This window comes from Pseudoalteromonas sp. J2K-J599 (assembly GCF_059295115.2).
Genome location: NZ_CM200271.1, coordinates 556,392 through 579,035 on the forward strand (window position 1 = coordinate 556,392; position 22,644 = coordinate 579,035).

18 protein-coding genes are annotated in these 22,644 nt (G+C 38.2%); 10 read left to right on the forward strand and 8 right to left on the reverse strand.

Annotated elements, in window-relative coordinates:
* The first annotated feature begins 7 nt into the window (after positions 1–7).
* The 8 genes from AC5NT5_RS02415 (at position 8) to AC5NT5_RS02450 (ending at position 9,057) form a co-directional block, all read left to right on the forward strand.
* Entirely contained in the window at positions 8–1,045 is a 1,038-nt protein-coding gene (locus AC5NT5_RS02415; RefSeq protein ID WP_494513305.1) for a polysaccharide biosynthesis protein, read from the forward strand.
* Positions 1,045–2,154 (forward strand): UDP-2-acetamido-2,6-beta-L-arabino-hexul-4-ose reductase, encoded by a 1,110-nt coding sequence (gene wbjC, locus AC5NT5_RS02420; protein WP_494513306.1) that lies wholly within the window; start codon positions 1,045–1,047, stop codon positions 2,152–2,154. The genes AC5NT5_RS02415 and wbjC overlap by 1 nt, the downstream gene beginning before the upstream one ends.
* Before the next feature lie 35 nt (positions 2,155–2,189).
* Positions 2,190–3,320, forward strand: a complete 1,131-nt coding sequence (gene wecB, locus AC5NT5_RS02425; protein ID WP_182716412.1) for a non-hydrolyzing UDP-N-acetylglucosamine 2-epimerase — start codon at positions 2,190–2,192, stop codon at positions 3,318–3,320.
* Positions 3,320–4,525 carry a glycosyltransferase family 4 protein gene (locus AC5NT5_RS02430; protein WP_494513307.1) on the forward strand — a complete coding sequence of 402 codons (1,206 nt, stop codon included), beginning with the start codon at positions 3,320–3,322 and terminating at the stop codon, positions 4,523–4,525. Before wecB ends, AC5NT5_RS02430 begins: the two co-directional genes overlap by 1 nt.
* A gap of 478 nt (positions 4,526–5,003) precedes the next feature.
* Entirely contained in the window at positions 5,004–6,086 is a 1,083-nt protein-coding gene (gene wecA, locus AC5NT5_RS02435; RefSeq protein ID WP_494513308.1) for a UDP-N-acetylglucosamine--undecaprenyl-phosphate N-acetylglucosaminephosphotransferase, read from the forward strand.
* 289 nt (positions 6,087–6,375) lie between these two features.
* Positions 6,376–7,542, forward strand: coding sequence for a nucleotide sugar dehydrogenase (locus AC5NT5_RS02440; protein ID WP_494513309.1), 1,167 nt, complete (start codon positions 6,376–6,378; stop codon positions 7,540–7,542).
* Between the two features lie 92 nt (positions 7,543–7,634).
* Positions 7,635–7,982, forward strand: a complete 348-nt coding sequence (locus AC5NT5_RS02445; RefSeq protein ID WP_165723996.1) for a four helix bundle protein — start codon at positions 7,635–7,637, stop codon at positions 7,980–7,982.
* Between the two features lie 70 nt (positions 7,983–8,052).
* Complete coding sequence (locus AC5NT5_RS02450) at positions 8,053–9,057, forward strand: NAD-dependent epimerase (RefSeq protein ID WP_494513310.1); 1,005 nt, start codon at positions 8,053–8,055, stop codon at positions 9,055–9,057.
* Between the two features lie 518 nt (positions 9,058–9,575).
* Here AC5NT5_RS02450 and AC5NT5_RS02455 read toward each other — a convergent pair.
* From AC5NT5_RS02455 to lptD, 8 genes are all read right to left on the reverse strand, one after another.
* Positions 9,576–11,018: a capsule assembly Wzi family protein gene (locus AC5NT5_RS02455; protein WP_182673230.1), complete on the reverse strand. Its 1,443-nt coding sequence runs from the start codon at positions 11,016–11,018 to the stop codon at positions 9,576–9,578.
* Positions 11,019–12,156: 1,138 nt separating this feature from the next.
* Entirely contained in the window at positions 12,157–14,172 is a 2,016-nt protein-coding gene (locus tag AC5NT5_RS02460) for a methyl-accepting chemotaxis protein (protein WP_494513311.1), read from the reverse strand.
* A 136-nt stretch (positions 14,173–14,308) separates the two neighbouring features.
* Positions 14,309–15,127, reverse strand: coding sequence for a symmetrical bis(5'-nucleosyl)-tetraphosphatase (locus tag AC5NT5_RS02465; protein ID WP_494513312.1), 819 nt, complete (start codon positions 15,125–15,127; stop codon positions 14,309–14,311).
* Between the two features lie 8 nt (positions 15,128–15,135).
* The gene (gene apaG, locus AC5NT5_RS02470; protein WP_002960839.1) at positions 15,136–15,525 is read right to left on the reverse strand and encodes a Co2+/Mg2+ efflux facilitator ApaG/CorD; all 390 of its coding nucleotides are present in this window, start codon (positions 15,523–15,525) and stop codon (positions 15,136–15,138) included.
* Positions 15,509–16,315 carry a 16S rRNA (adenine(1518)-N(6)/adenine(1519)-N(6))-dimethyltransferase RsmA gene (gene rsmA, locus AC5NT5_RS02475; protein WP_002960838.1) on the reverse strand — a complete coding sequence of 269 codons (807 nt, stop codon included), beginning with the start codon at positions 16,313–16,315 and terminating at the stop codon, positions 15,509–15,511. Before rsmA ends, apaG begins: the two co-directional genes overlap by 17 nt.
* A complete protein-coding gene (gene pdxA, locus AC5NT5_RS02480; protein WP_024589800.1) occupies positions 16,312–17,304 on the reverse strand; it encodes a 4-hydroxythreonine-4-phosphate dehydrogenase PdxA in 993 nt (330 codons plus the stop codon). Before pdxA ends, rsmA begins: the two co-directional genes overlap by 4 nt.
* 2 nt (positions 17,305–17,306) lie before the next feature.
* Positions 17,307–18,602 (reverse strand): peptidylprolyl isomerase SurA, encoded by a 1,296-nt coding sequence (gene surA / locus AC5NT5_RS02485; RefSeq protein ID WP_002960833.1) that lies wholly within the window; start codon positions 18,600–18,602, stop codon positions 17,307–17,309.
* 30 nt (positions 18,603–18,632) lie between these two features.
* Positions 18,633–20,885 carry an LPS assembly protein LptD gene (gene lptD, locus AC5NT5_RS02490; protein ID WP_494513313.1) on the reverse strand — a complete coding sequence of 751 codons (2,253 nt, stop codon included), beginning with the start codon at positions 20,883–20,885 and terminating at the stop codon, positions 18,633–18,635.
* A gap of 100 nt (positions 20,886–20,985) precedes the next feature.
* Between lptD and AC5NT5_RS02495 the strand changes: the two genes are divergently transcribed.
* Together AC5NT5_RS02495 and murU are read left to right on the forward strand one after the other, a co-directional pair.
* Complete coding sequence (locus AC5NT5_RS02495; protein WP_494513314.1) at positions 20,986–21,987, forward strand: aminoglycoside phosphotransferase family protein; 1,002 nt, start codon at positions 20,986–20,988, stop codon at positions 21,985–21,987.
* Complete coding sequence (gene murU, locus AC5NT5_RS02500; RefSeq protein WP_494513315.1) at positions 21,984–22,640, forward strand: N-acetylmuramate alpha-1-phosphate uridylyltransferase MurU; 657 nt, start codon at positions 21,984–21,986, stop codon at positions 22,638–22,640. Before AC5NT5_RS02495 ends, murU begins: the two co-directional genes overlap by 4 nt.
* The last annotated feature ends 4 nt before the right edge of the window (positions 22,641–22,644 follow it).

Consider the following 22,644-nt stretch of genomic DNA (forward strand, 5'->3'; position numbering starts at 1 on the left):
AGTTATCATGTTTAAAAATAAAATATTATTAATAACCGGTGGTACAGGTTCGTTTGGCAATGCAGTATTAAAACGTTTTTTAGATACGGATATTAAAGAAATTCGTATTTTTTCGCGTGATGAAAAAAAGCAAGACGACATGCGTAAAGCTTTTAATAATGAAAAATTAAAATTTTATATTGGTGATGTACGCGATCCACAAAGTATTTCTACTGCAATGCGTGGCGTTGACTACGTGTTTCATGCTGCAGCTTTAAAGCAAGTGCCTTCATGTGAGTTTTACCCGTTAGAGGCCGTTAAAACTAACGTACTAGGTACTGAAAATGTACTGGAATCGGCGATTTTTCATGGTGTTAGCCGCGTTGTATGTTTAAGTACCGATAAGGCCGTATACCCAATTAACGCAATGGGGATTTCTAAGGCGATGATGGAAAAAGTGATTGTTGCTAAAAGCCGTAATTTAGAAGGTACAAACACTGTTATTTCGGGTACACGATACGGTAACGTAATGGCTTCTCGAGGTTCTGTTATTCCTTTGTTTATTCGACAAGTAATCGAAAATACACCCATTACATTAACAGACCCCTCAATGACTCGTTTTATGATGACATTAGATGATGCCGTTGATTTAGTACTACATGCTTTTGAAAATGGCACTAATGGTGATATTTTTGTACAAAAAGCGCCTGCAGCGACTATTGAAGTGTTAACACAAGCAATACTTGAAATGATTGGCAAGCCAGAGCATAAAGTTAATGTTATTGGCACACGCCACGGAGAGAAGTTATTTGAAGCATTGTGCAGCCGTGAAGAAATGTTTGTTGCACAAGATCAAGGCGAATATTACCGAGTTCCTGCAGATAACCGCGATTTAAATTATGCGCAGTATACTGAGGAAGGCGATAAAGATTTGTCTACTATCGAAGACTATAACTCTCATAATACAGAGCGCTTAGATGTTGAAGGAATGAAGCAGCTACTGCGTAAACTTGACTTTATGCGTGATATTGAAGCAGGTAAATTAATAGTACCAGAAGGTGTGTAATGAATATTTTAGTAACTGGTGCTAATGGTTTTATTGGTCGAAACTTATGTGTTCATTTAAAAGAAGCTGGGTTTGAAAATGTTGAAAAAATCACCCGCGGTGATGACGACATAAGTATTGATGAAAAAGTAAAAAATGCTGATTTTATATATCATTTAGCCGGTATAAATAGACCTAAAAATGATGATGAGTTTAAACAAGGCAATACAGGTTTAACTCAAAAAATAGTAAATACACTTGTTAATAACAAGCGTAGTACGCCAATTTTACTTACGTCATCAATTCAAGCTGAATTAAATAATCCTTATGGGGTAAGTAAAGTGGGCGCAGAGTCGGCTATTGCTGCTTACAGAGAAAAAACAGGTAGTGCTGCTTATATTTACAGATTACCGAATGTTTTTGGTAAGTGGTGTAAACCTAATTACAATTCTGCAGTGGCTACCTTTTGTTATAACACAATAAACAACTTACCAATTACTGTACATAATGCTGATGCACCCCTTAGTCTTGTTTATATAGATGATGTTTGCCATGCGTTTGTTAGTTTACTAACCAATACGCCTTCAGAGCCTAAAGAATATAGTCAAGTGGAGCCTGTTTACAAAACTACAGTAGGTAAAGTTGTTAGCTTATTGAGTGAGTTTAAACAAAGCCGCACCTCTTTAATAACTAATAAGGTAGGCGTTGGTTTTGAACGTGCACTTTATTCTACTTATTTAAGCTATTTTAAGCCTGAGCAATTTACTTACGATGTACCGAGTTACACTGACGAACGTGGCTCATTTAGCGAAATGCTTAAAACAACTGATTCTGGCCAGTTTTCATTCTTTACAGCACACCCAGGGATCACTCGCGGTGGGCATTATCATCATTCGAAAAATGAAAAGTTTTTAGTGTTAAAGGGTGAAGCTCGATTTAAATTTAAACAGATTGCTACTGGTGAAGAGTACGAGGTTAATACCTCAGAAGCTGTTCGTACAATAGTAGAAACAGTACCTGGTTGGACTCATGATATAACGAATGTTGGCTCAGAGGAGTTAATAGTAATGCTTTGGGCAAATGAAATATTTGACAGAGACAAGCCAGACACTGTTGCAATGCCTTTATAAAGCTGTTTTTAAATTTTAGATTTTAAGTGAGTAAAATGAAAAAGTTAAAAGTAATGTCAGTTGTGGGAACTCGACCAGAAATAATTCGTTTATCTCGAGTACTCGCTAAGCTTGATGAACACTGTGAACATATATTGGTTCATACAGGCCAAAATTATGATTTTGAGCTTAATGAAGTATTTTTTAACGATTTAGGTGTTAGAAAACCAGATTATTTTTTAAATGCCGCAGGTAAAAATGCAGCTGAAACAATTGGCCAAGTAATCATTAAAGTTGATGAAGTACTTGAAGAGGTTATGCCCGAGGCCATGCTTGTATTGGGTGATACAAATTCGTGTATATCAGCTATACCAGCAAAGCGCCGTAAGGTTCCTATATTCCACATGGAAGCTGGTAATCGTTGTTTTGATCAACGAGTCCCTGAAGAAACTAATCGTAAAATAGTCGATCATACTGCTGATATTAACCTTACTTACAGCACTATTGCGAGAGACTATTTGTTAGCTGAAGGAATTCCTGCTGATCGTATTATAAAAACAGGCAGTCCGATGTTTGAAGTGCTTACACATTATATGCCTCAAATTGATTCATCAAACGTATTAAAAGAGCTGGAGCTACAAAAAGGCCAGTTTTTTGTAGTGAGTGCTCACCGAGAAGAAAACGTTGATTCTCCAAAGCAGCTTATAAACTTAGCAAATACGCTTAACGCAGTTGCTGAGCATTATGATATGCCTGTAATAATTTCGACTCACCCGCGCACAAGAAACAGAATAGAAGCACAAGGAATTGAGTTTCATAAAAATATTAGGTTATTAAAACCGTTAGGTTTTCATGATTATAATAACTTACAAAAAAATGCTAAGGCTGTACTTTCTGATAGTGGGACCATTAACGAAGAGTCTTCGATAATGAATTTTCCTGCATTGAATCTTCGTGAAGCGCATGAGCGACCTGAAGGAATGGAAGAAGCTTCGGTAATGATGGTTGGTTTAGGTGTAGAGCGTGTTATGCAAGGCTTACAAATACTTGAGTCGCAACCAGCGGGTGAACAACGATTATTACGCCAAGTGTACGATTACAGTATGCCAAATGTAGCTGATAAGGTGGTTAGAATCATTCATTCTTATACTGACTATGTTAATCGCGTGGTTTGGAAAAAATATTAATGAAATTAGCGCTAATAATTGATGATTATTTACCAGATAGCACAAGAGTAGGCGCTAAGATGTTTCATGACTTGGCGCTTGAACTTATATCAATGGGGCATAATGTAACAGTAATTACGCCTGCTGTAGGGCAAGCAAAAAAGGTTACTGAGCAGAGTGTTGAAGGGGTTAGAGTTTGGCGTTTTAGTTCAGGCCCAATCAAAGATGTAGGCAAAGTAACTCGGGCTTTAAATGAAACTTTGCTTTCATTCAAAGCTTGGTCAGCTATTAAGGAAAATGTTAACGAGCACACATTTGATGGAGTCATTTATTATTCGCCTTCTATTTTTTTTGGTGGTTTGGTTAATAAAATTAAAAAGCACTGTAAATGCCCATCATACCTTGTATTGAGGGATTTATTTCCTCAATGGGTAATTGATGCAGGGATGATTAAAAAAGGCTCGTTGATAGAGAAGTATTTTAAGTTTTTTGAACACCGATCATATAAAGTCGCGAATACAATCGGCTTAATGTCAGAAAAAAATATAGAAGTATTTAAACAAAGTAACCGAGATAAATACCCAATAGAGGTTTTGCGTAATTGGGCTGATGTAAAGCCTGTTATCGCTGAGGGGGCAGCTACCTCTTTTCGGTCTCAGTTACAATTGCAAAATAAAATTATCTACTTTTATGGCGGTAACATTGGCCATGCGCAAGATATGGCAAATTTAATGCGCTTAGCCAAAAATATGCAGCTCTGTACGCAGGCTCACTTTTTATTCATAGGTCAAGGCGATGAGGTAGAACTTATTAATCAACTTGCTGAGCAGTGGAATTTAAAAAACTATACTTATTTACCATCAGTTAATCAGAATGAATTTAAAAAAGTGTTAGCTGAAGTTGACGTAGGGTTGTTTTCTTTATCGGCTGAACATACTGCACATAACTTTCCGGGCAAGCTATTAGGGTATATGGTTCAGTCTCTTCCTATTTTAGGTAGTGTAAACAGCGGCAATGACTTAAAAATGTTAGTTAACTCAAATCAGGCTGGGTATATCACTATAAACGGTGATGATGAACAATTATTGAAAGATGCCGTAAGTTTATATGAAAGTGCAAGCTTAAGGAAAAAAGTTGGCAGTAATGCATATGAGCTACTTAAAGATGAATTCTCGGTTACTTCTATAGCTAAAAATTTAGTAAGTAAATTAAAACAAGTAAAATAATAAAGTAGTTAAAGCTTATCCGCTCATTCTATTTGATTTATCTAATTATTCATCAAAAACGTACTTGAATTTATGTCGTAATAGATTTTTGATGTAACGATTTTGTACTGTCTGTTTAAAGTTAGCTCTATTAATTTTTATTACTATATAGCTCAATGATAAATCTGATTTTATCATTGAGCTTATTTGTATGTTAAGTATAAAGCTAAAATACCTAATACTTAAGGTTTGCTAACTTTGTTTTCGGTAGTGCCCTTGATAGGAAAAAAATTATAACTTTAGAGAGTGCTTATTGAGTTCTCTAAACTACAACTGAACTTTTAAGTTGCATCGAATAATACTTTTAGTGTTGCTTAATATTACTAATAATATGCTTATTTAAAGTAAGCAGTTTAAGTGCTAGTTGTTAGCTAAATACTCAAGTTTTTACTTATAGTGTTAGCTAGAATTAGCATGTTTTAAAAAATATGGATTTTATATGTTTTTAGATCTGCTTTTTACTTTTTTTATCGCTTTTGCTGTGTTGTTTTTTATGCGTAAAGTGGCGCGGCAAGTTGGTTTAGTTGATAAACCTTCTGGCCGTAAAGTACATACAGGTAACATACCTTTAGTTGGAGGAGTTGCTATATGTATTACTATAGTGCAATACATATATTCCCACCCAGGTATGATTCACCATGCTAATTTGTTTATGTGTTGCATTGCTGGTTTAACCATAGTTGGTGCATTGGATGACAGGTATGACTTAAGTGTAAAAATACGCATGCTGGTACAAACTCTTATATCTATAGCGATGATTTATTTTGCTAAAGCAGAGTTGGTTACGCTTGGTGATATATTAGGGTTTGGTGATATTAGCTTAGGCTATGGTTATGTAGGTGGGCTAATTACCGTATTAGCTGTTATAGGCTGTATAAATGCCTTTAATATGGTTGATGGTATTGATGGACTATTAGGTGGCCTTTCAGTAGTTACATTTGGTGCTATTGGTATTTTACTTAATATGGCTAATGAGCAAAGTTTAAGTTATTTATGCTTATTATTGGTTGTATGTATGATCCCTTATATTGTTATGAACCTAGGCCTTATTGGTCGTGAGCGAAAAGTGTTTATGGGCGATGCCGGCAGTATGATGATTGGCTTTACTGTTATTTGGTTATTAATTGGCGCAAGCCAAACCCCAGGAAACCCTATGATACGCCCAGTAACCGCATTGTGGCTGATTGCACTACCATTAATGGATATGGCTGCAATTATGATACGCCGTGTTAAGCAAGGTAAATCTCCGTTTAAGCCCGATCGCGAACATTTACACCATATATGCCAACGATTAGGTTGCTCGCCTACACAAACACTTATTTTAATATGCTCAATTGCATCTGTATTTGCAGTTATAGGTATAATTGGCGAGATTTTTGTAATACCAGAATTTTTAATGTTTTATAGCTTTATAGCTATTTTTGCAGCTTATTTAGTTGTACTAATTAACTACTGTAAAATTATAAACTTTTTTAGACGTAAGTTAGACTTGCCAGAAAAACAATATTCTGCGAGTAAGTAAAACTATTTGAGCGCGAAGCAAATTCGCACCTACAGCTGACATATATCGTAGGTGAGGTTTTATACCTCGCTTTTTATAATGTTAAATTACATAACCGTGCAGTAAATTAGAGAGTATTGATTGGTGTATATTTCAATATTTTCATTTCTTTCTCATTTTTATTATTCTGTAAAAACCTTTAGTAATATCATTTGATATTACATTTTGGCTAAAGTCTTTTAGCTAGAGCCTAATTTATAACTCTGATAGAATCATTTTATTAATTATTAACTAATCTTAAAGGATTAATATGAAAATTGCCGTAGTAGGTACAGGCTATGTAGGCCTTTCTAACGCTATGTTGCTAGCACAACACAATGAGGTGGTCGCATTAGATATTGACGAACATAAAATCGCACTTTTAAATGATAAAAAGTCTCCAATTGTTGATACCGAAATTAGTGAATTTTTAACACGTAGTGATTTAAATTTTACAGCGACTACCGACAAAGTAGCAGCCTATAAAAATGCAGACTTTGTAATTATTGCTACACCAACCGATTATGATGTAGAAAACAATTACTTTAATACAAACTCTGTAGAGGCTGTAATTAAAGATGCGATAGCGCATAACCCAAATGCAGTTATGGTTATTAAGTCGACTATACCCGTTGGTTTTACGCAAGGTATTAAAGAGACGTTGGGTATTAGTAATTTAATATTTTCACCGGAGTTTTTACGTGAAGGTAAAGCGCTACACGATAACCTATATCCATCGCGTATTGTTGTTGGTGAGCAAAGTGAGCGCGCGAGTGTATTTGCTAACTTACTTAAGCAAGGCGCTATAAAAGAAGATATTGAAGTACTTTTTACTGACTCAACAGAAGCCGAAGCTATTAAGTTGTTCTCAAACACATATTTAGCAATGCGTGTAGCTTACTTTAATGAGCTTGACAGCTACGCTGAAGCGCATGGCTTAAACTCTAAGCAAATTATACAGGGCGTTAGCTTAGACCCTCGTATTGGTGATCATTACAATAATCCATCGTTTGGATATGGCGGTTACTGCTTACCAAAAGATACTAAGCAATTACGTGCAAATTATGCAAATGTACCAAACAACATTATTGGTGCGATTGTTGATGCTAATACGACACGTAAAGACTTTATTGCGGACTCAATAATTAAGCGTAGCCCTAAAGTGGTTGGTGTATATCGTTTAGTAATGAAAACAGGGTCTGATAACTTTAGAGCTTCTGCTATTCAAGGCATTATGAAGCGCATTAAAGCTAAAGGTATTGAGGTAGTAGTTTACGAGCCTGTGCTTGAAGAAAATGAGTTTTATCACTCTCGCGTAATTAAAGACTTAAATGAATTCAAGCAAATATCTGACGTTGTTGTATCTAACCGTATGGTTGAAGAGCTCAGTGATATTGCAGACAAAGTTTATACACGCGATTTGTTTGGTAGCGATTAATAAACAAAGTTTAAAGACTAAAAGTTAAAGGTTACAGGTTAAAGGTTAAAGACTAAGTCAAAAACTAAGGTAAATTTATATTAGGGGGCGTTGTGCAGTTTGAGGACTTATATGTATGGCAACGCTCTGCCGATTTAGCTTGTGAAGTTTTTATTTACTTTAAGGCAAGTAAGCAATTTGGTTTAAAAGATCAAATTACACGATCTGCATTATCAATTTCATCAAATATTGCAGAGGGTTATGAGAGAAAGACAGCTAAAGATTACTGCCGTTTTCTCTCTTACTCTAAAGGTAGCTGTGGTGAGCTTCGTTCACAAATATATATTGCCTTAAAAATTGGTGAAGTTGATACAAAAACAGCAGAAACCTGGATAGAAGAGTCAAGGCAGTTATCAAAAATGATATCTGCTTTAATGAAAACTATTGAAACTTGGGATTAGGCTTTTAGTCTTTAACTTTCAACTTTCAACTTTCAACTTTCAACTTTATCAGCTTAAAGATTAGGAAATTATGAAATATTTAGTAACGGGTGCTGCTGGTTTTATTGGCGCGGCAACATGTCAAAAATTGTTAGCGGCCGGTCATGTAGTAGTTGGTATCGATAACCTTAACGACTATTACGATGTAAATTTAAAGCTAGCTCGTTTAGCGCAGTTTGAAAGCCATGAAGCGTTTACATTTATTAAGCTTGATATAAGTGAACGCCCAGCAATGAGCGAGTTATTTAAAACGCAGCAGTTTGATAAAGTAGTTCATTTAGCGGCGCAAGCCGGTGTTAGGTATTCAATAGAAAACCCTGATGCTTATGCTGATTCTAATTTAGTAGGGCATTTAAATGTACTTGAAGGGTGTCGTAATACTAAAGTTAAGCACTTGGTTTATGCTTCATCTAGCTCTGTATATGGCTTAAACGAAAAAACACCGTTTGAAACAACCGACAGTGTTGATCACCCAGTGTCGTTTTATGCTGCAACTAAAAAAGCGAATGAGCTAATGGCGCATAGCTATTCTCATTTATATAGATTACCTACAACAGGCTTACGCTTTTTTACTGTTTATGGCCCATGGGGTCGCCCAGATATGGCACCGTATATTTTTACTAAAAAAATACTTGCCGGTGACACTATTGATATAAACAACAATGGAGATATGTGGCGTGACTTTACTTACATAGATGACATTGTAGAAGGCGTTGTTCGTGCTGCCGATGTTATACCTGTTGCAAACCCAGATTGGAGAGTTGAAACTGGTTCGCCTGCTTCTAGCTCTGCTCCGTATGCGGTTTATAATATTGGTCACGGTAGCCCAATAAACCTAATGAAGTTTATAGAAGCCATTGAAGCTGAACTAGGTACTGAAGCTAAAAAGAACTTCCGTGAAATGCAAGCTGGCGATGTTTATAAAACTTATGCTGATACTACCGACTTATTTAATGCAACAGGCTATAAAGCGCAAGTTGGTGTTAAGCAAGGCGTGAGTGAGCTTATTAAGTGGTATAAAAGCTTTTATAAATAAAGGTTACAATTTGTAGAACATTTAAAAACACTGTTTTCAATTTGAGACAGTGTTTTTTATTGGCTTAAATAAAGTTATGTTAGCTGAGCGCGAAATAAATTCGCACCTACAGAGGGGATATTGTAGGTGAGGTTTTATACCTCGCTTTTTGTAAAGTTAAGTTAGATGAGTGCGAAGTAAATTCGCACCTACGGGTTGGGTATGTTGTAGGTGAGGTTTTACACCTCGCTTTGGTAGCGTTAGGTTAGATGAGCGCGAAGTAAATTCGCACCTACAGGGGATATTGTAGATGAGGTTTTATACCTCGCTTTGGTAAAGTTAAGTTAGATGAGCGCGAAATAAATTCGCACCTACAGGGGATATTGAAGATGAGGTTTTACACCTCGCTTTGGTAAAGTTAAGTTAGATGAGCGCGAAGTAAATTCGCACCTACAGGGGATATTGTAGGTGAGGTTTTACACCTCGCTTTGGTAAAGTTAAGTTAGCTTAGCGCGAAGTAAATTCGCGCCTACAGGGTGTTAAAAATTAGCAAATACACCTAACCTAGCAAATGTTTCCCCGTATACATCCTTTCCTTGATATAGCTCAGCTCCCCAACTTTTAGCGCCCATTATTGGTTTGCTTAACTTGCGTGTGTACGCTGTTTGCAGTTCATAACTTGTTTTATAAGCATCACGTTTATTTTCAAGCATACGTATAGTGGTATTTAAGCTTTCTATTTTACTTAATTGCCAATGCCAATTTACGCTCATAGATTTAGCAGAGGTGTAGTCGGTGTAGTCATGCTCATCACCCGCCCAGTGGCCAATTACATTGCCTGAATTACGGTTGCCATCTAAATATAAGTGGTTACTATACCAGCTAACTTGCCAATTACTGTGCTCAAAACGTAGGCTGTGGTTATTAGCAATAAAAGGCAAGTAAATACCAAAGCTATATGCATTATTGCGAGAGCCACCTAATGTATCTTCAAGTGCAACTTCACCATAAAACTCGAACGGTAGCGCATAAATACTATTGCTGTAGGCAAATGTAATAGAGCCAAGTTGATCCCCAAGCTCATAATCTTCACCTAACTCTTCAGCGTCATCGCTATTGATATTATCTTTACTACCAGGACTAAAAAATCCTTCTGTAAAATCTTTAATTGTAACGCTTCGCGGGCCACCACCAAACTGCATTAAGCGGCTTAAGCCTATTGTTAAATTATCGGTTGCTGCCAAGCTAGTGTGAAAGCCAAACAAATATGGTTTTCCTGGTTCATAAACCCTAGCTACACCATCTTGCCTTCCCTCTCTTAATATCCCACGTTGCTCTGTCATTTTACTAATAAACATATCGTAACGAATATTAAAGCTGGTTATTGGCTCTACATTGCTAAGCGTTATAGAAGGGGTTGTTTTAGCTTGTGTGCTTAGTAACATGGCACTGTCGTTAAATGGTGAGTACCAATGCTCTCGGTAACCTACATCTAGCTGCGCGTACTTATTGCCAAGGTAAAAAAAGCTTTGTGTAGGTAATATTTCGTCTTCGTTGGCTATGCCTGCAACACTTACACCAAAGTAACGCCCGAAGTTAGCATAAGCGCCACCTTCAACAATTAAATTAGTTTTAGTGGTTTGGCCGCGTTGGTTAGGCAGTGTTTTATCTTTTGTGCCAGCAGCAAGTGTTACTTTTGCAAATGCCCCCGCGTCGCTTTGAATATAAGGGCTAAGTTGGTACGAAAGTGTTTGATATAGTTCTGGGTAAGTATGCCTTACTGTTTGTAGTACTCTATAAATATCGTGAGCTTTATAGGGCTTACTCATAATATGTGTATTTTTACTTACAGCTAAAAGTCGTTGTACTTGGTGCTCAAGTTCTGGGGCTTGATTTAAAGGTAAGTAGGGTGATACGCCACCTTTAGCAACAGCATTTGCACTGATTGCCATCCCGATAAACAGTGATATTTTTTTGAGCATAATTATTCCGTTAGCAAAAATTTGTTTAAGTAAAAACGTTAACGCGAGGTTAGCAATAAACGCCTAAGTAAGGAAGAAAAAAGCGATATATTAGTGGGGATATATAGGAGTAAGCTATCATTCGAAGGGGATAGGCGCTGCGTTAAATTCGAGCGCGTTTTTGCATGTAGTGTTTTGCTATAAAGTAGGCGGTGAACGCATTTAATAAGTTATACCTACAAAAAATAGATTTATAAGTTATTTATTCACAAAGAGGTTAAGAGGGCGCTTCGCTTTAGAGAAGCCAAAAGTAGGTAAGCTATTAGTAATAAATATTTAAAGCTGCGCTTTTCGCGTGAGCAAGCTTCACGCCTACCGTGAAAGTTTGACGCCGTGGTTAAATTTACTTGTAGGGGAGCAACATTCGTAATTTCTGTGCTTTAATCTCTTCTCATTTACTCCTCTTTGTACAATCAGGTTTTCAGTGATTTATTCACAAAGAGGTTAAGAGGGTGCTACGTTTTAGTGAAGCCAGAAGTAGGTTATTTATTAAGTATAAATATTAAAAGCTGCGCTTTTCGCGTGAGCAAGCTTCACGCCTACTGTGAAAGTTTGACGCCGTGGTTAAATTTACTTGTAGGCGAGCAAAATTCGTAATTTCTGTGCTTTAGTCTCTTCTCATTTACTCCTCTTAACCTCTTTGTGCAATAAGGTTTTAAGTAATTTATTCACAAAGAGGTTAAGAGGGCGCTGCGCTTTAGAGAAGCCAAAAGTAGGTAGTCTATTAAGTATAAATATTAAAAGCTACGCTTTTCGCGTGAGCAAGCTTCACGCCTACCTGGAAAGTTTGATGCTGTGGTTAAATTTACTTGTAGGCGAGCAAAATTCGTAATTTCTGTGTTTTAGTCTCTTCTCATTTACTCCTCTTTTACTTCTCTTTGTGCAATAAGGTTTTAAGTAATTTATTCACAAAAAGGTTAAGAGGGCGCTGCACTTTAGTGAAGGCAAAAGTAGGTAATATAAATGTTTAAAATTGCGTTTTTACGTGAGTAAGAGCGGCGCTTACCGGTAAGGTTTTATACCTCACTTTAAAGCTCTAATAAACAAAAACCCCGATGGTACTGTGTACCATCGGGGTTTTTTAATCGTTTTAGTAAACTTAAACTTTAAATTCGTCTACCGACAAGCGAAGCTCTTCAGCAAGTTTTGCTACTTCTGAACTTGAAATATTAGTTTGATTTGCGCCTTCGGCTGTTTGCTCTGCGATGGCTACAATCGACTCAAGGCGTTCGCTAATTTCCTGCGCTACTTGTTGTTGCTCAAGTGCGGCAGTCGAAATTTCTTCACTTACGTCGTGAGCTTGCGAAACTGCAAATGTAATCGAATCAAGTGCGCTACTTGCTAGGTCGGTTTGCTCAACACACGATACCGCACGTTGCTTACCTTTGCTCATTGCCGTTACTGCAGCTTCTGCGCCTGTTTGTAGAGACTCAATCATTGATTGTATCTCTTGGGTCGACTCTTGAGTTTTACTCGCTAGAGAGCGTACTTCGTCAGCTACAACAGCAAAGCCTCGGCCGTATTCACCAGCTCGCGCAGCTTCAATTGCGGCATTTAGTGCAAGTAGGTTCGTTTGATCCGCTATTCCGCGTATTACATCTAAAATGCTGCCTATTGATGCGCTATCTTGATGCAGTTTATTTATAACTTGTGAGGCATCGTCTACTTCACGTGCTAGCTGTTCAATCGTTGCTTTATTGTTATTCGAAATACCTTTAACACGTTCAGCTTCTTTATCAGCATTTTTAATTTCGCTAAGCGCTTGTTGAGCGCTGTTACTAACCGTTTGCGATGTACTGCTCATTTCGGTTGTTGCAGTAGCTGCTTGTTCAACTTGTGCTTGCTGGTTACGAATTGCTTGGCTTGATTCTGAGGTAATGGCAGATGTTTGCTCTGATGCTGCTGCAAGCTGAGTAGAGCGCGAAATAATACCTTTAATTAGGCTGCGTAGGCTGTCAATTAGTGTGTTACAGCTTTTAGATAGCTCCCCAAACTCGTCTTTAGCGCTGTCGTCTAAACGTTGTGTCATGTCGCCACTGGCAACAATATCTAAAATGCGATTAACTTCGGCAAGTGGTTTAGTAATGCGGCTAACAGTAATAATGGCAATCACAATTGCTAAAAGAGTGGCTATAACCATACCAACCCAGGTCCATAAATTAGCTGAGTCAACGTCGCTGCGCACACCTTGTTGTAATTTAAACGCGACGTCACTCGCTTGATTAACTAGTTCGTCAATTTGGTTAAGTGCCATTTTGGTGGCTTGCTCTGACTGTGCAAGCTCTGATTGCGTAAGCGTAATCGAATCAATTAAACGTTTTTTGTTTGCCGCTAAGCTGTTACTGCCCTTTATGTTATTTTCTAAAATATCAACATACTCTTTTAGGCTTGAATATAAGTCGCTATGCGTTTGCTCTATTGCTGGCTTAATTAAATCAACGGTACGTATTACTTCTTCAAGGTAATACGTTTGTTCATTTTTAACAATATCGAGAGTATTAAGCGTTTTAACAGTTAGCATGTCGGTGCTGTTACTAACTACCGACATAAAGTTGTTTTCTAAATTATTTGCAGCTTGATAAGCGCGAGGGTGGTTTTGTTCAAACCCGTCAATGTCGATAATGTCGAGTACAACAGAGTTAGCATCTTCTGCACTTAGTTCTATATTTTCTAATTGTGCTTTTAATGTTTTATTTAATGCTAGTTGCTTGCCTTTATCTGCTAATAAATTTTCAACGGTGCTTAAAAAGCTTAAATAAGTTTTTTCTACGTTTTGGCTGCTTTGATTAAGTGCAGCATCGTTTTTTACTACGTCTTGAAGCTCACGGTGCAGCGTGTTGAATTGCTGTTTTTGCTCAAGGACTTGTGCTTTTATTGGTGCAAGCTCATTGGCTGATGTAGTGTAAAAGCTCGCTTGTGCGGCTTTACTCATTAAAATAAATTCGGCTTGTAGCTCAGAGCTTTTATTTAATGCTGGGAGTGATAGTTGGTTCACTTTTTGAGTGGAACGGTCAATATTTGCAATTTTTATTAAGGAATTACCACCAATTATTAATAATAATAGTGTGATAAATATAAAACCACCCCAAATACGCTGGCTTACTGTCAGGTTCATAAGATTTCCACTCAAAAGTACTTCAATTAAAACTTATCGGCGTTTGTACCAATAAGTTAAGTAATTAAAATCAATTACTTTAATTAATTTTAACTATTAATTGATAAATCTAACAGATGTATTGTTTTTTTTCAGTTTATTTAGACGAAAGGTGGGAATTTTCTACAATTACTTTTTTAGTACTCAGCTCCATTAGGCTCATGGTGTTACCCCATACGCAGCCCGTATCTAGGGCGTGAACCCGTGAATTACCTGTTCTACCTTCAAGTGCGGCCCAGTGGCCAAAAATAATATCGTGTTTAGATTTAGCTATATTGGGGTGGTTAAACCAAGGAGTGAGGGTTTCGCTGTCGGTTATTGCACCCTTTGCATTAAGCTCGAGTTTGTTATCACTTGTTAAAAAACGCATGCGGGTAAAGTAATTAACTATGTATCTAAACTTTGCAAAGTCATCAAGGGTGTTAGACCACCTAGCGGGGTGAGCCTGGTACATGTGTTCAAAAAACGCTTTTGCGTTACTTGATTGATAACAGCTTTGTGCAAATTGAGCTTTTTTTAGCGCATCTTCAACAGACCAATCGGGATTTAACCCCGCGTGAGATATAAAGCAGTTATGTTTTATAAGCTCTAATGCCAATGGCTGGGTTTGTAAAAAAGCGATGTAGTTAGCCAATTTAGGGCTTTCAAATATTGGGTTTAATTTATCTTTTGGATTAGTGGGTTTGTTAAGAAAGTAGCAGGCAACCATGTGAAGGTCGTGATTGCCTAAAGTGATGGTCATGCTATTTTGATGTTGGTAAATATAGTCTAAGCAGGCTAGGGAGTCTGGCCCGCGAGCAACTATGTCGCCAACTAAATATAGGTGATCTTTACTTGGGTTAAAATCAACCCGTTGTAAAAGGGTGTTAAATTCACTAAAACACCCTTGTAAATCACCTATCGCATAATCTGCCATCTAAGTGCTTAATGCAAAATGTTAGGGCAAGCCAAACGAAACACATTAATAGGCGCCTGAAACTCAGAGCCAAACTCGTTGCGTAACGTGTAATGGCCTTGCATAGTGCCTACAGGTGTATCTAAAATTGCACCGCTGGTGTATTTATAGCTTTCGCCTGGGCCAATATCTGGCATTTCGCCAACAACGCCTTCGCCTTCAACTTCTACTTGCTTGCCATTTGCATCGGTAATTAACCAATAGCGGCTCAGTAATTTTGCACTACATAAACTATGGTTTTTAATTGTTACCGAGTAAGCAAATACGTATTTTTCAAGCTCAGGTTGAGATTGACCTTCTACGTAAAATGTTTCTACAGATACCTTTACAGGCGATCCAATGTTACTGCTTGTTGTCATAAATCCAGTTAGCTATATCAATAAATTGTTGTAAAGATAAGCGCTCAGCACGCAGCGTTATATCAATGCCAATGCTAGTTAGTTCTTCTGCGGTAAGTAAGTTACCTAAACTATTACGTAGCGTTTTACGGCGCTGGTTAAATGCTTCTAAACACACTGTGTTTAAAATTTTAACGCTTTTTGCTGTCCGTTGCTCTGGCTTTTTAGGTATTAAACGAATAACAGCAGAGTCAACTTTTGGCGCTGGTTTAAAGCACTCAGGTGGTACTTCAACAACCGGCATTGCATTACAGTAGTATTGAGTCATTACGCTTAAGCGGCCAAATGTTTTACTACCTGGGCCTGCTACCATGCGTTTTACTACTTCTTTTTGAAGCATAAAGTGCATGTGCTCAATATGATCTGAAAATTCAAAAAGGTGAAACAATAACGGTGTCGAAATATTGTAAGGTAAGTTACCAAACACTTTTAATTTTTTGTCATCGCGAACCAAGCTTGCAAAGTCAAACGTCATTGCATCGCCTTGGTTAACGGTTAATTTAGGACCCAAAAATGGATGTTCAATTAATCGTTGTGCTAAGTCTTTATCTAATTCAACAACCGTTAAATGGCCGCTTAAGTCGGCTACTGGCTCAGTAATTGCGCCAAGGCCGGGGCCAATTTCTACTAAGTTGTCTTCTGGTTTAGGATCAATCGCAGAGACTATTTTATCGATGATAGATTCATCAAATAAAAAGTTTTGCCCAAAACGCTTACGAGCGCGGTGTCCTAAATGTACTTTATCGGTCATTGATTTTGTGCTTTTTCTTGGGCGAGCTTAATTGCTTCGCGGATCGCTAATTCAAAACTGCCAACGTCAGCTGTACCAGTCCCTGCTAAATCGAGTGCAGTACCGTGGTCAACTGAGGTGCGGATAAATGGTAAGCCAAGGGTAATATTTACCGATTTACCAAATCCTTTGTATTTTAGCACAGGTAATCCCTGATCGTGATACATAGCAAGTACTGCATCTGCTTCAGATAGGTATTTATGTTGAAATAAGGTATCGGCCGGTAGTGGGCCAATTAAATTCATCCCTTCGCTTCTAAGTATTTCAAGCGTTGGGGTGATTGTTTCTATTTCTTCACGGCCTAAATGGCCATCTTCACCTGCATGTGGGTTTAAGCCACACACTAAAATACGTGGTTTTTCTATCCCAAACTTAGTTTGTAGGTCGTGATTTAAAATACCCGCTACTTTAGTTAAGCGCTCAGGAGTAATGGCACGCGATACATACGCAAGTGGAATATGCGTGGTTACAAGTGCAACGCGTAAACCTTCAGTTGCAAGCATCATAACTACATCTGCAGTATTTGATTGCTGCGCAAAATACTCAGTGTGTCCGCTAAATGAAATGCCCGCTTTGTTAATAATGCCTTTGTGAACAGGGCCCGTAACAACCGCATCGAACGTGCCATCCATGTTTTTTTCACTTGCTATACGCAAGGTATCTAACACGTATTGGCCGTTACCGTCGTTTAGTACGCCAAGCTCTACATCCGCACCTAAATCAACCTGATGAATATACAAACTGCCTGCAGGTGCTGCTATGGCGGGGGCATTATCATCAAATTCAATTAAGTTTATTGTTAAGCCTAAATGCTTTGCACGCTCTTTTAATAGTTTGCCATCAGCAATCGCTATAAGTTGAGCGTCCCACGCTTGCTGAGCAAGCGTGAGTAGCAAATCTGGGCCAATACCGGCTGGTTCTCCCGGTGTAATAGCAATTCTTAGAGTCATATTTATTGGTCTATAGGGAAAATTTCAACGTGAGCTTGCTCGCGCATTTCTTGCTGCCAGTTAAAACTTTCTTCCTTAAATTTACGGTTAAACAACATACCGTGAGCACGGTTACGTTTAGCTAGTTCAGTTTTATCAGCTACACGTTTGCCAAGTAACTGCACAATATGCCAACCAAACTGTGTTCTAAACGGTTCGCTTATTTCATTTTCTTTAAGAGAAAGTAATGTATCTTTAAACGCAGGTACGTAGGTAGTTGGATCTGTCCAATCGTACTCGCCACCTTTAAGTGCAGAGCCTGGATCTTCTGAGTACTCTTTAGCAAGTTCACCAAAGTCGGCTGTTCCTGCACGTAAGTCTTTTGCAAAACCTGCAAGCATTGAGCGTGCTTTTTCTTCACTTAAAATAATTGAAGGTTTAATAAGTATATGGCGTGAACGTACTTCAGTTGTTTCTACAACTTGTAGACCACGAACGTCTTGTACTTTAATTATATGAAAACCAGCACCAGAGCGAAGTGGGCCAACAATAGCGCCTTTCTTTTGGCCTTTTACTGCTTCAGCAAAAAGCGATGGCATTTCGTTAATACCCATGTAACCAAGTTGTCCACCTTCAAGTGCTTTAGAGCCGCTTGATGATGAAATAGCAATACGCTTAAACTCTTGGCCATCGTTTAATAGCTCAATAACCTTATCTGCACGTGTTTTTGCATCAGCAATTTCGTCAGCTGTCGCATCGTTAGGGATATCTATTAAAATATGACCAATGTCGTACTCTTCAGCACTTTGACCTTGGGTTTCCATAATTTTTAAAAGGTTATCAACTTCTTGTTCGCTAATATAAATACGACGATCAACGCTTGCACGTGTTACTTGCTGCGTTGTGATTTCTTTACGAATTTCTTCACGGTAAGCTTGAAAGCTTTCGCCCGAACCTTCAATAGTGCGGCGTAAGTCGGCAATTGTTCCGCCTTGCTCTTTTGCCATGTTAGCAAGAGTTTGATCGAGTTGGCTGTCTGAGATTTGTAATCCCATACGCTCAGCCATTTGCATCATAAGCGCTTGATTAACTAAACGCTCTACAGCTTGTACACGAAGTGTTTCATCTTTTGGTAATTGCTGGCCTTGTTCTTGTGCTTGCTTTTTAACACGATCAATTATGGTGTCTACTTCGCTTTTTAAAATTACGCCTTGGTTTACAACGCCAATAACTTTATCTATTTCTACTGGTGCAGCCATTACACTTTGACAAAGGCTGGCACTTAAAACTGCTGATGTTAATAATTTTTTTAAATTCATATTCTTTTTACTACTCTTGCTGATAGTACTCTAGTTACTAAGAAAATACGGTCTACGATAGCCAAAAATACCTTGTTGTAATAATTTTTGTGCATCATAACGGCTTTTACTGCCAAGTCCTTTTAATACAAAATTCAAACTAATACCTGAATCAAAAGTTGCTTGTTCTTGTCCTATTGACTGATTTAAATCAGTTTCAATTTGGCGATGGCCAGTAATTTGGATAGCCCAACAGCATGATTCATACTGTAATCCGCTCAATACTTCGATACTTCTATTGTTTTCAAGATCTCGATGATAGCTCGCAATAAATTGCCATTCGTCGCTAATAGGAATACTTGTAAATACACCTGCTTGCTCGATTGTATTTCCTGAGACATCATTTGCATAGCGATGGTTCAATTGTACTAGCTGATTATTATCACCTTTATAATCAAGCGTTACATTTGACTGTACCATTTGCTTGCCATCTGTATCATATTGAATACCTCCAGCGAGGTACCAACGGCGGTGCCAATGTAACATGGTTTGAGCTGCAAATAGTGCATTATAATTAGTGTCTGAGTTTAAGCCTTGCTCTGTTGGCTTGGCATCGTCACTTAAATAAAATATTTGGCCCGCACTAAAGTTAAACACTTCTTCTTGTTTTTTATCAAATAAGCGCGTTGTAGCACCTAAAGTAAACTGATTAGCAGCTGCTATACGGTCAACACCCGAAAAGCGCACGTCTCTAAATAAACCATAATAATCATCTTGCAGTTTGGTTGTATCAAACAGGCCAATGTCTGACTGATCTTTATTAGGTGTATATAAATACTGAATTTGCGGCTCAAGCGTTTGTATACCATCTTCAAAAAAGTAAGATGCGTCACGCTCAAAATTAAGCTGAGAGTACAAACGTACTTTTGGGATAGTACGCGATACGGTATCGCTGTATTGCGTGCCGGTTAAGTTTCCGCTTTGCTTATAATTAGTTTGTAATAAGCTCACTTCAGATAAAAATGACCACGCATGCGTAGCGTAGTTGTAGCGTGCTTTTGGCTCTACGTGTACACGAGTTGCGCTGTCTATGGCCACTTCTGATGAATCATTGGTAAAATGGCTAATCTCGCCCGACACACTAAAGTCAAAATTATCAAAACGCCAAGGGGCAGTTTGCGTAAAATTAACTTGCGGTATAGCAGTGTATGACTCTAAGTGATCGCCAAGTACTTCAAAGTTTTGCACTTTTATATCGGTGCGCCATGTATCACCTAAATGCGTAAGTGAGCCAGTACGGTACAATTGAGTATCGGTTTTACTTGCGTAGTTTGAAGTTAAGTCGGTGATGTAGTTATCATCGCTCACATTGGTTATATCAACGTTTGCGCGCCAGTTTTCACCTAAGTAGCTTTGTTGTTGCCAATGAAACATGTAGCGTTCATTCAAATCAGGCTCAGAATCATCACTATTTAAGTATTCAATCCCTACTAAGCCTTCATGTTGCTCTGTTAGGTATCTAAATTCTGTTTGTAATTGCAGCCCTTTGTTAGACATATAACGAGGGGTAATAGTGGCATCAAAGTTAGGTGCAATATTTAAATAATACGGCGTAATTGTTTCAAGACCGTATTTGTCAGAGCTTGAAATAGTCGGGGTAAGTAAGCCCGATTTACGGCGTTCGTCTAGCGGGAATGTAAAATAAGGTAAATATAAAACCGGTGTATCTAAAATACGCAATACGGCGTTATATGTTTCTCCCCAGCCTTCTTCGCGTGAAAGGTTTATTTCGTCAGCTTCAATTTCCCATGCTGGGGTGTCACTTGGGCAAGTAGTAAAGCTTGCATTCATAAGTAATAGGCCAGACTGATTAACAGTGAGCTTTTCAGCGCCGCCTTTACCTTGTTGTTCGGTTAGGCTGTAGTCGGCGCCTAACAAACTGACTTCTGAATTATTTAAATCGGCATTTAATCCGGTGCTGTTTACTTTACTTACGTAGTCTTGATAAGTAATTGGCCCCGTTGCATTTAATAAACCACGCTGTTTGTCTATCAACGCAGTTTGTGCGGACAAACTCATCTTAAGGGTGTTAATATCAACATTGCCGGTAAATTCAGCGCTTTGAGTGCCAAGCAGCTCAACATCATCAGCTTGGATATCAACTTCACCAAGGTTAAGGCCTTCAAGTGGTTGCCAAGCTCTGGTTTGCATTGAAATGCCACAAAGGTTGTGTGCCAGTTCAGTTTCGGCAAGCGATGGTGCGCTAACTACGCTTAGCATCAATATGCCCCAGGTTTTGCTCATTTATCGACCTTAATACTTTGTGTTTAATATAATATACACATAATAAAGGAAAATAATGGCAATTACAGTAATTGACCTATAAAAATAGATATCTAATAAAATGACACGCTTTGAGAATTTACAACAATTTATAAACACACACCTTAATGCCAAGTCGCATACTTTAAACGCGATCACGGGAGATGCGAGCTTTCGCCGTTATTATCGTTTAAATCACGATAATAAACATTTAATAGTGATGGACTCAGATCCAAAAAAAGTGAATAACGAACCTTACATTTCGCTAAATCAGGTGTTTGTTGAGCAAGGTTTTTTACTTCCCACTATTATTGCAAGTGATGAGAAACAGGGCTTTTTTGTTCTCAGTGACTTAGGCAGTACGCACCTAGCCGACATGCTCGATGATGCAAACCGCACCGAGCATTACCAAGCATTAATTAGTTTAAGTGCTCAGTGGGCAAAAACGCCCACAGCTTCTGCTATGCAAGCGTATAACGAAGATTTTATAAAGCTAGAGCTTGATATATTTAGCCAGTGGTTAGTAAGCGACTTTATTAATGAGTCACTTAGTGCAGAACAAAAAATAATGTGGCTAACAAGTTCAGAGCTATTAATAAAGGCCATGCTTGAGCAACCTACGGTTACCGTTCATCGTGATTACCATAGCCGTAATATTATGAATAGTGACGGCCAGTGGGCCATTATAGATTATCAAGATGCTGTACGCGGGCCGCTTTGCTACGATTTAGTATCGCTACTGCGCGATTGCTACTTTAAATTGCCAGAGCAAGAATTAACAAGTTTGCTTGATTTTGCTTATCAAGAATTTATAGCTCAAAATTTACTGACTCACACTTCATTCGATGAGTTTAAATATTGGTTTGATTTAACCGGATTACAACGCCACTTAAAGGCTGCGGGTATATTTTGTCGATTGTATTTACGCGATGGTAAAACAGGTTATTTAGATAATATTTTACCGACTCTTGATTACATTATTGAAGTAGCAGCAAATTATCCAGAGCTTAAAGCATTGAGTGAATGGACAAAAAATACCATAGTGCCAAAAGTGACTGAAAAGTTGGCAAAGGAGCGCTCATGAAGGCGATGATTTTAGCAGCAGGACGCGGGCAAAGAATGATGCCGCTAACGCAAAATATGCCAAAGCCAATGTTAAAAGTGGCAGAAAAACCACTTATTGAGCACCATATAAATAACCTTAAAGCAGCCGGCATTACCGATATTGTAATAAACCTTGCGTGGCAGGGTGATAGAATAAAAGACTACTTTAAAGATGGCAGTCAATTGGGCGTAAATATACTTTATAGCCAAGAAGTTGAAGGAGGCCTTGAAACAGCCGGCGGTATTATTGAAGCGTTACCGCTGTTGGGTGACTCGTTCATTGTAATAAATGGCGATGTATTCACAGATTATGATGTAAGTGCGCTAATGCAACTTCATTTACAACCCGGTGAGGCGCACATAGTGCTTATAGAAAACCCGCCTCATAATCCAGATGGCGACTTTGCGTTGAGCCATTTGTCGGGCGAGAGTCAAAAATATACATTTTCAGGGATTGGTCGCTATCAGGCTGATTTTTTTAAAGGGTTAACGCAAGGTATTCGGCCTTTAGGGCCTATTTTACGTGAAAAGCTAAACGAACATTTAGTCTCTACTGAGCTCTACATAGGGCAGTGGGATGACATTGGTACACCAGAGCGTTTAAACCAATTAAACAGGCGCCTTGAGGCGTAACAAC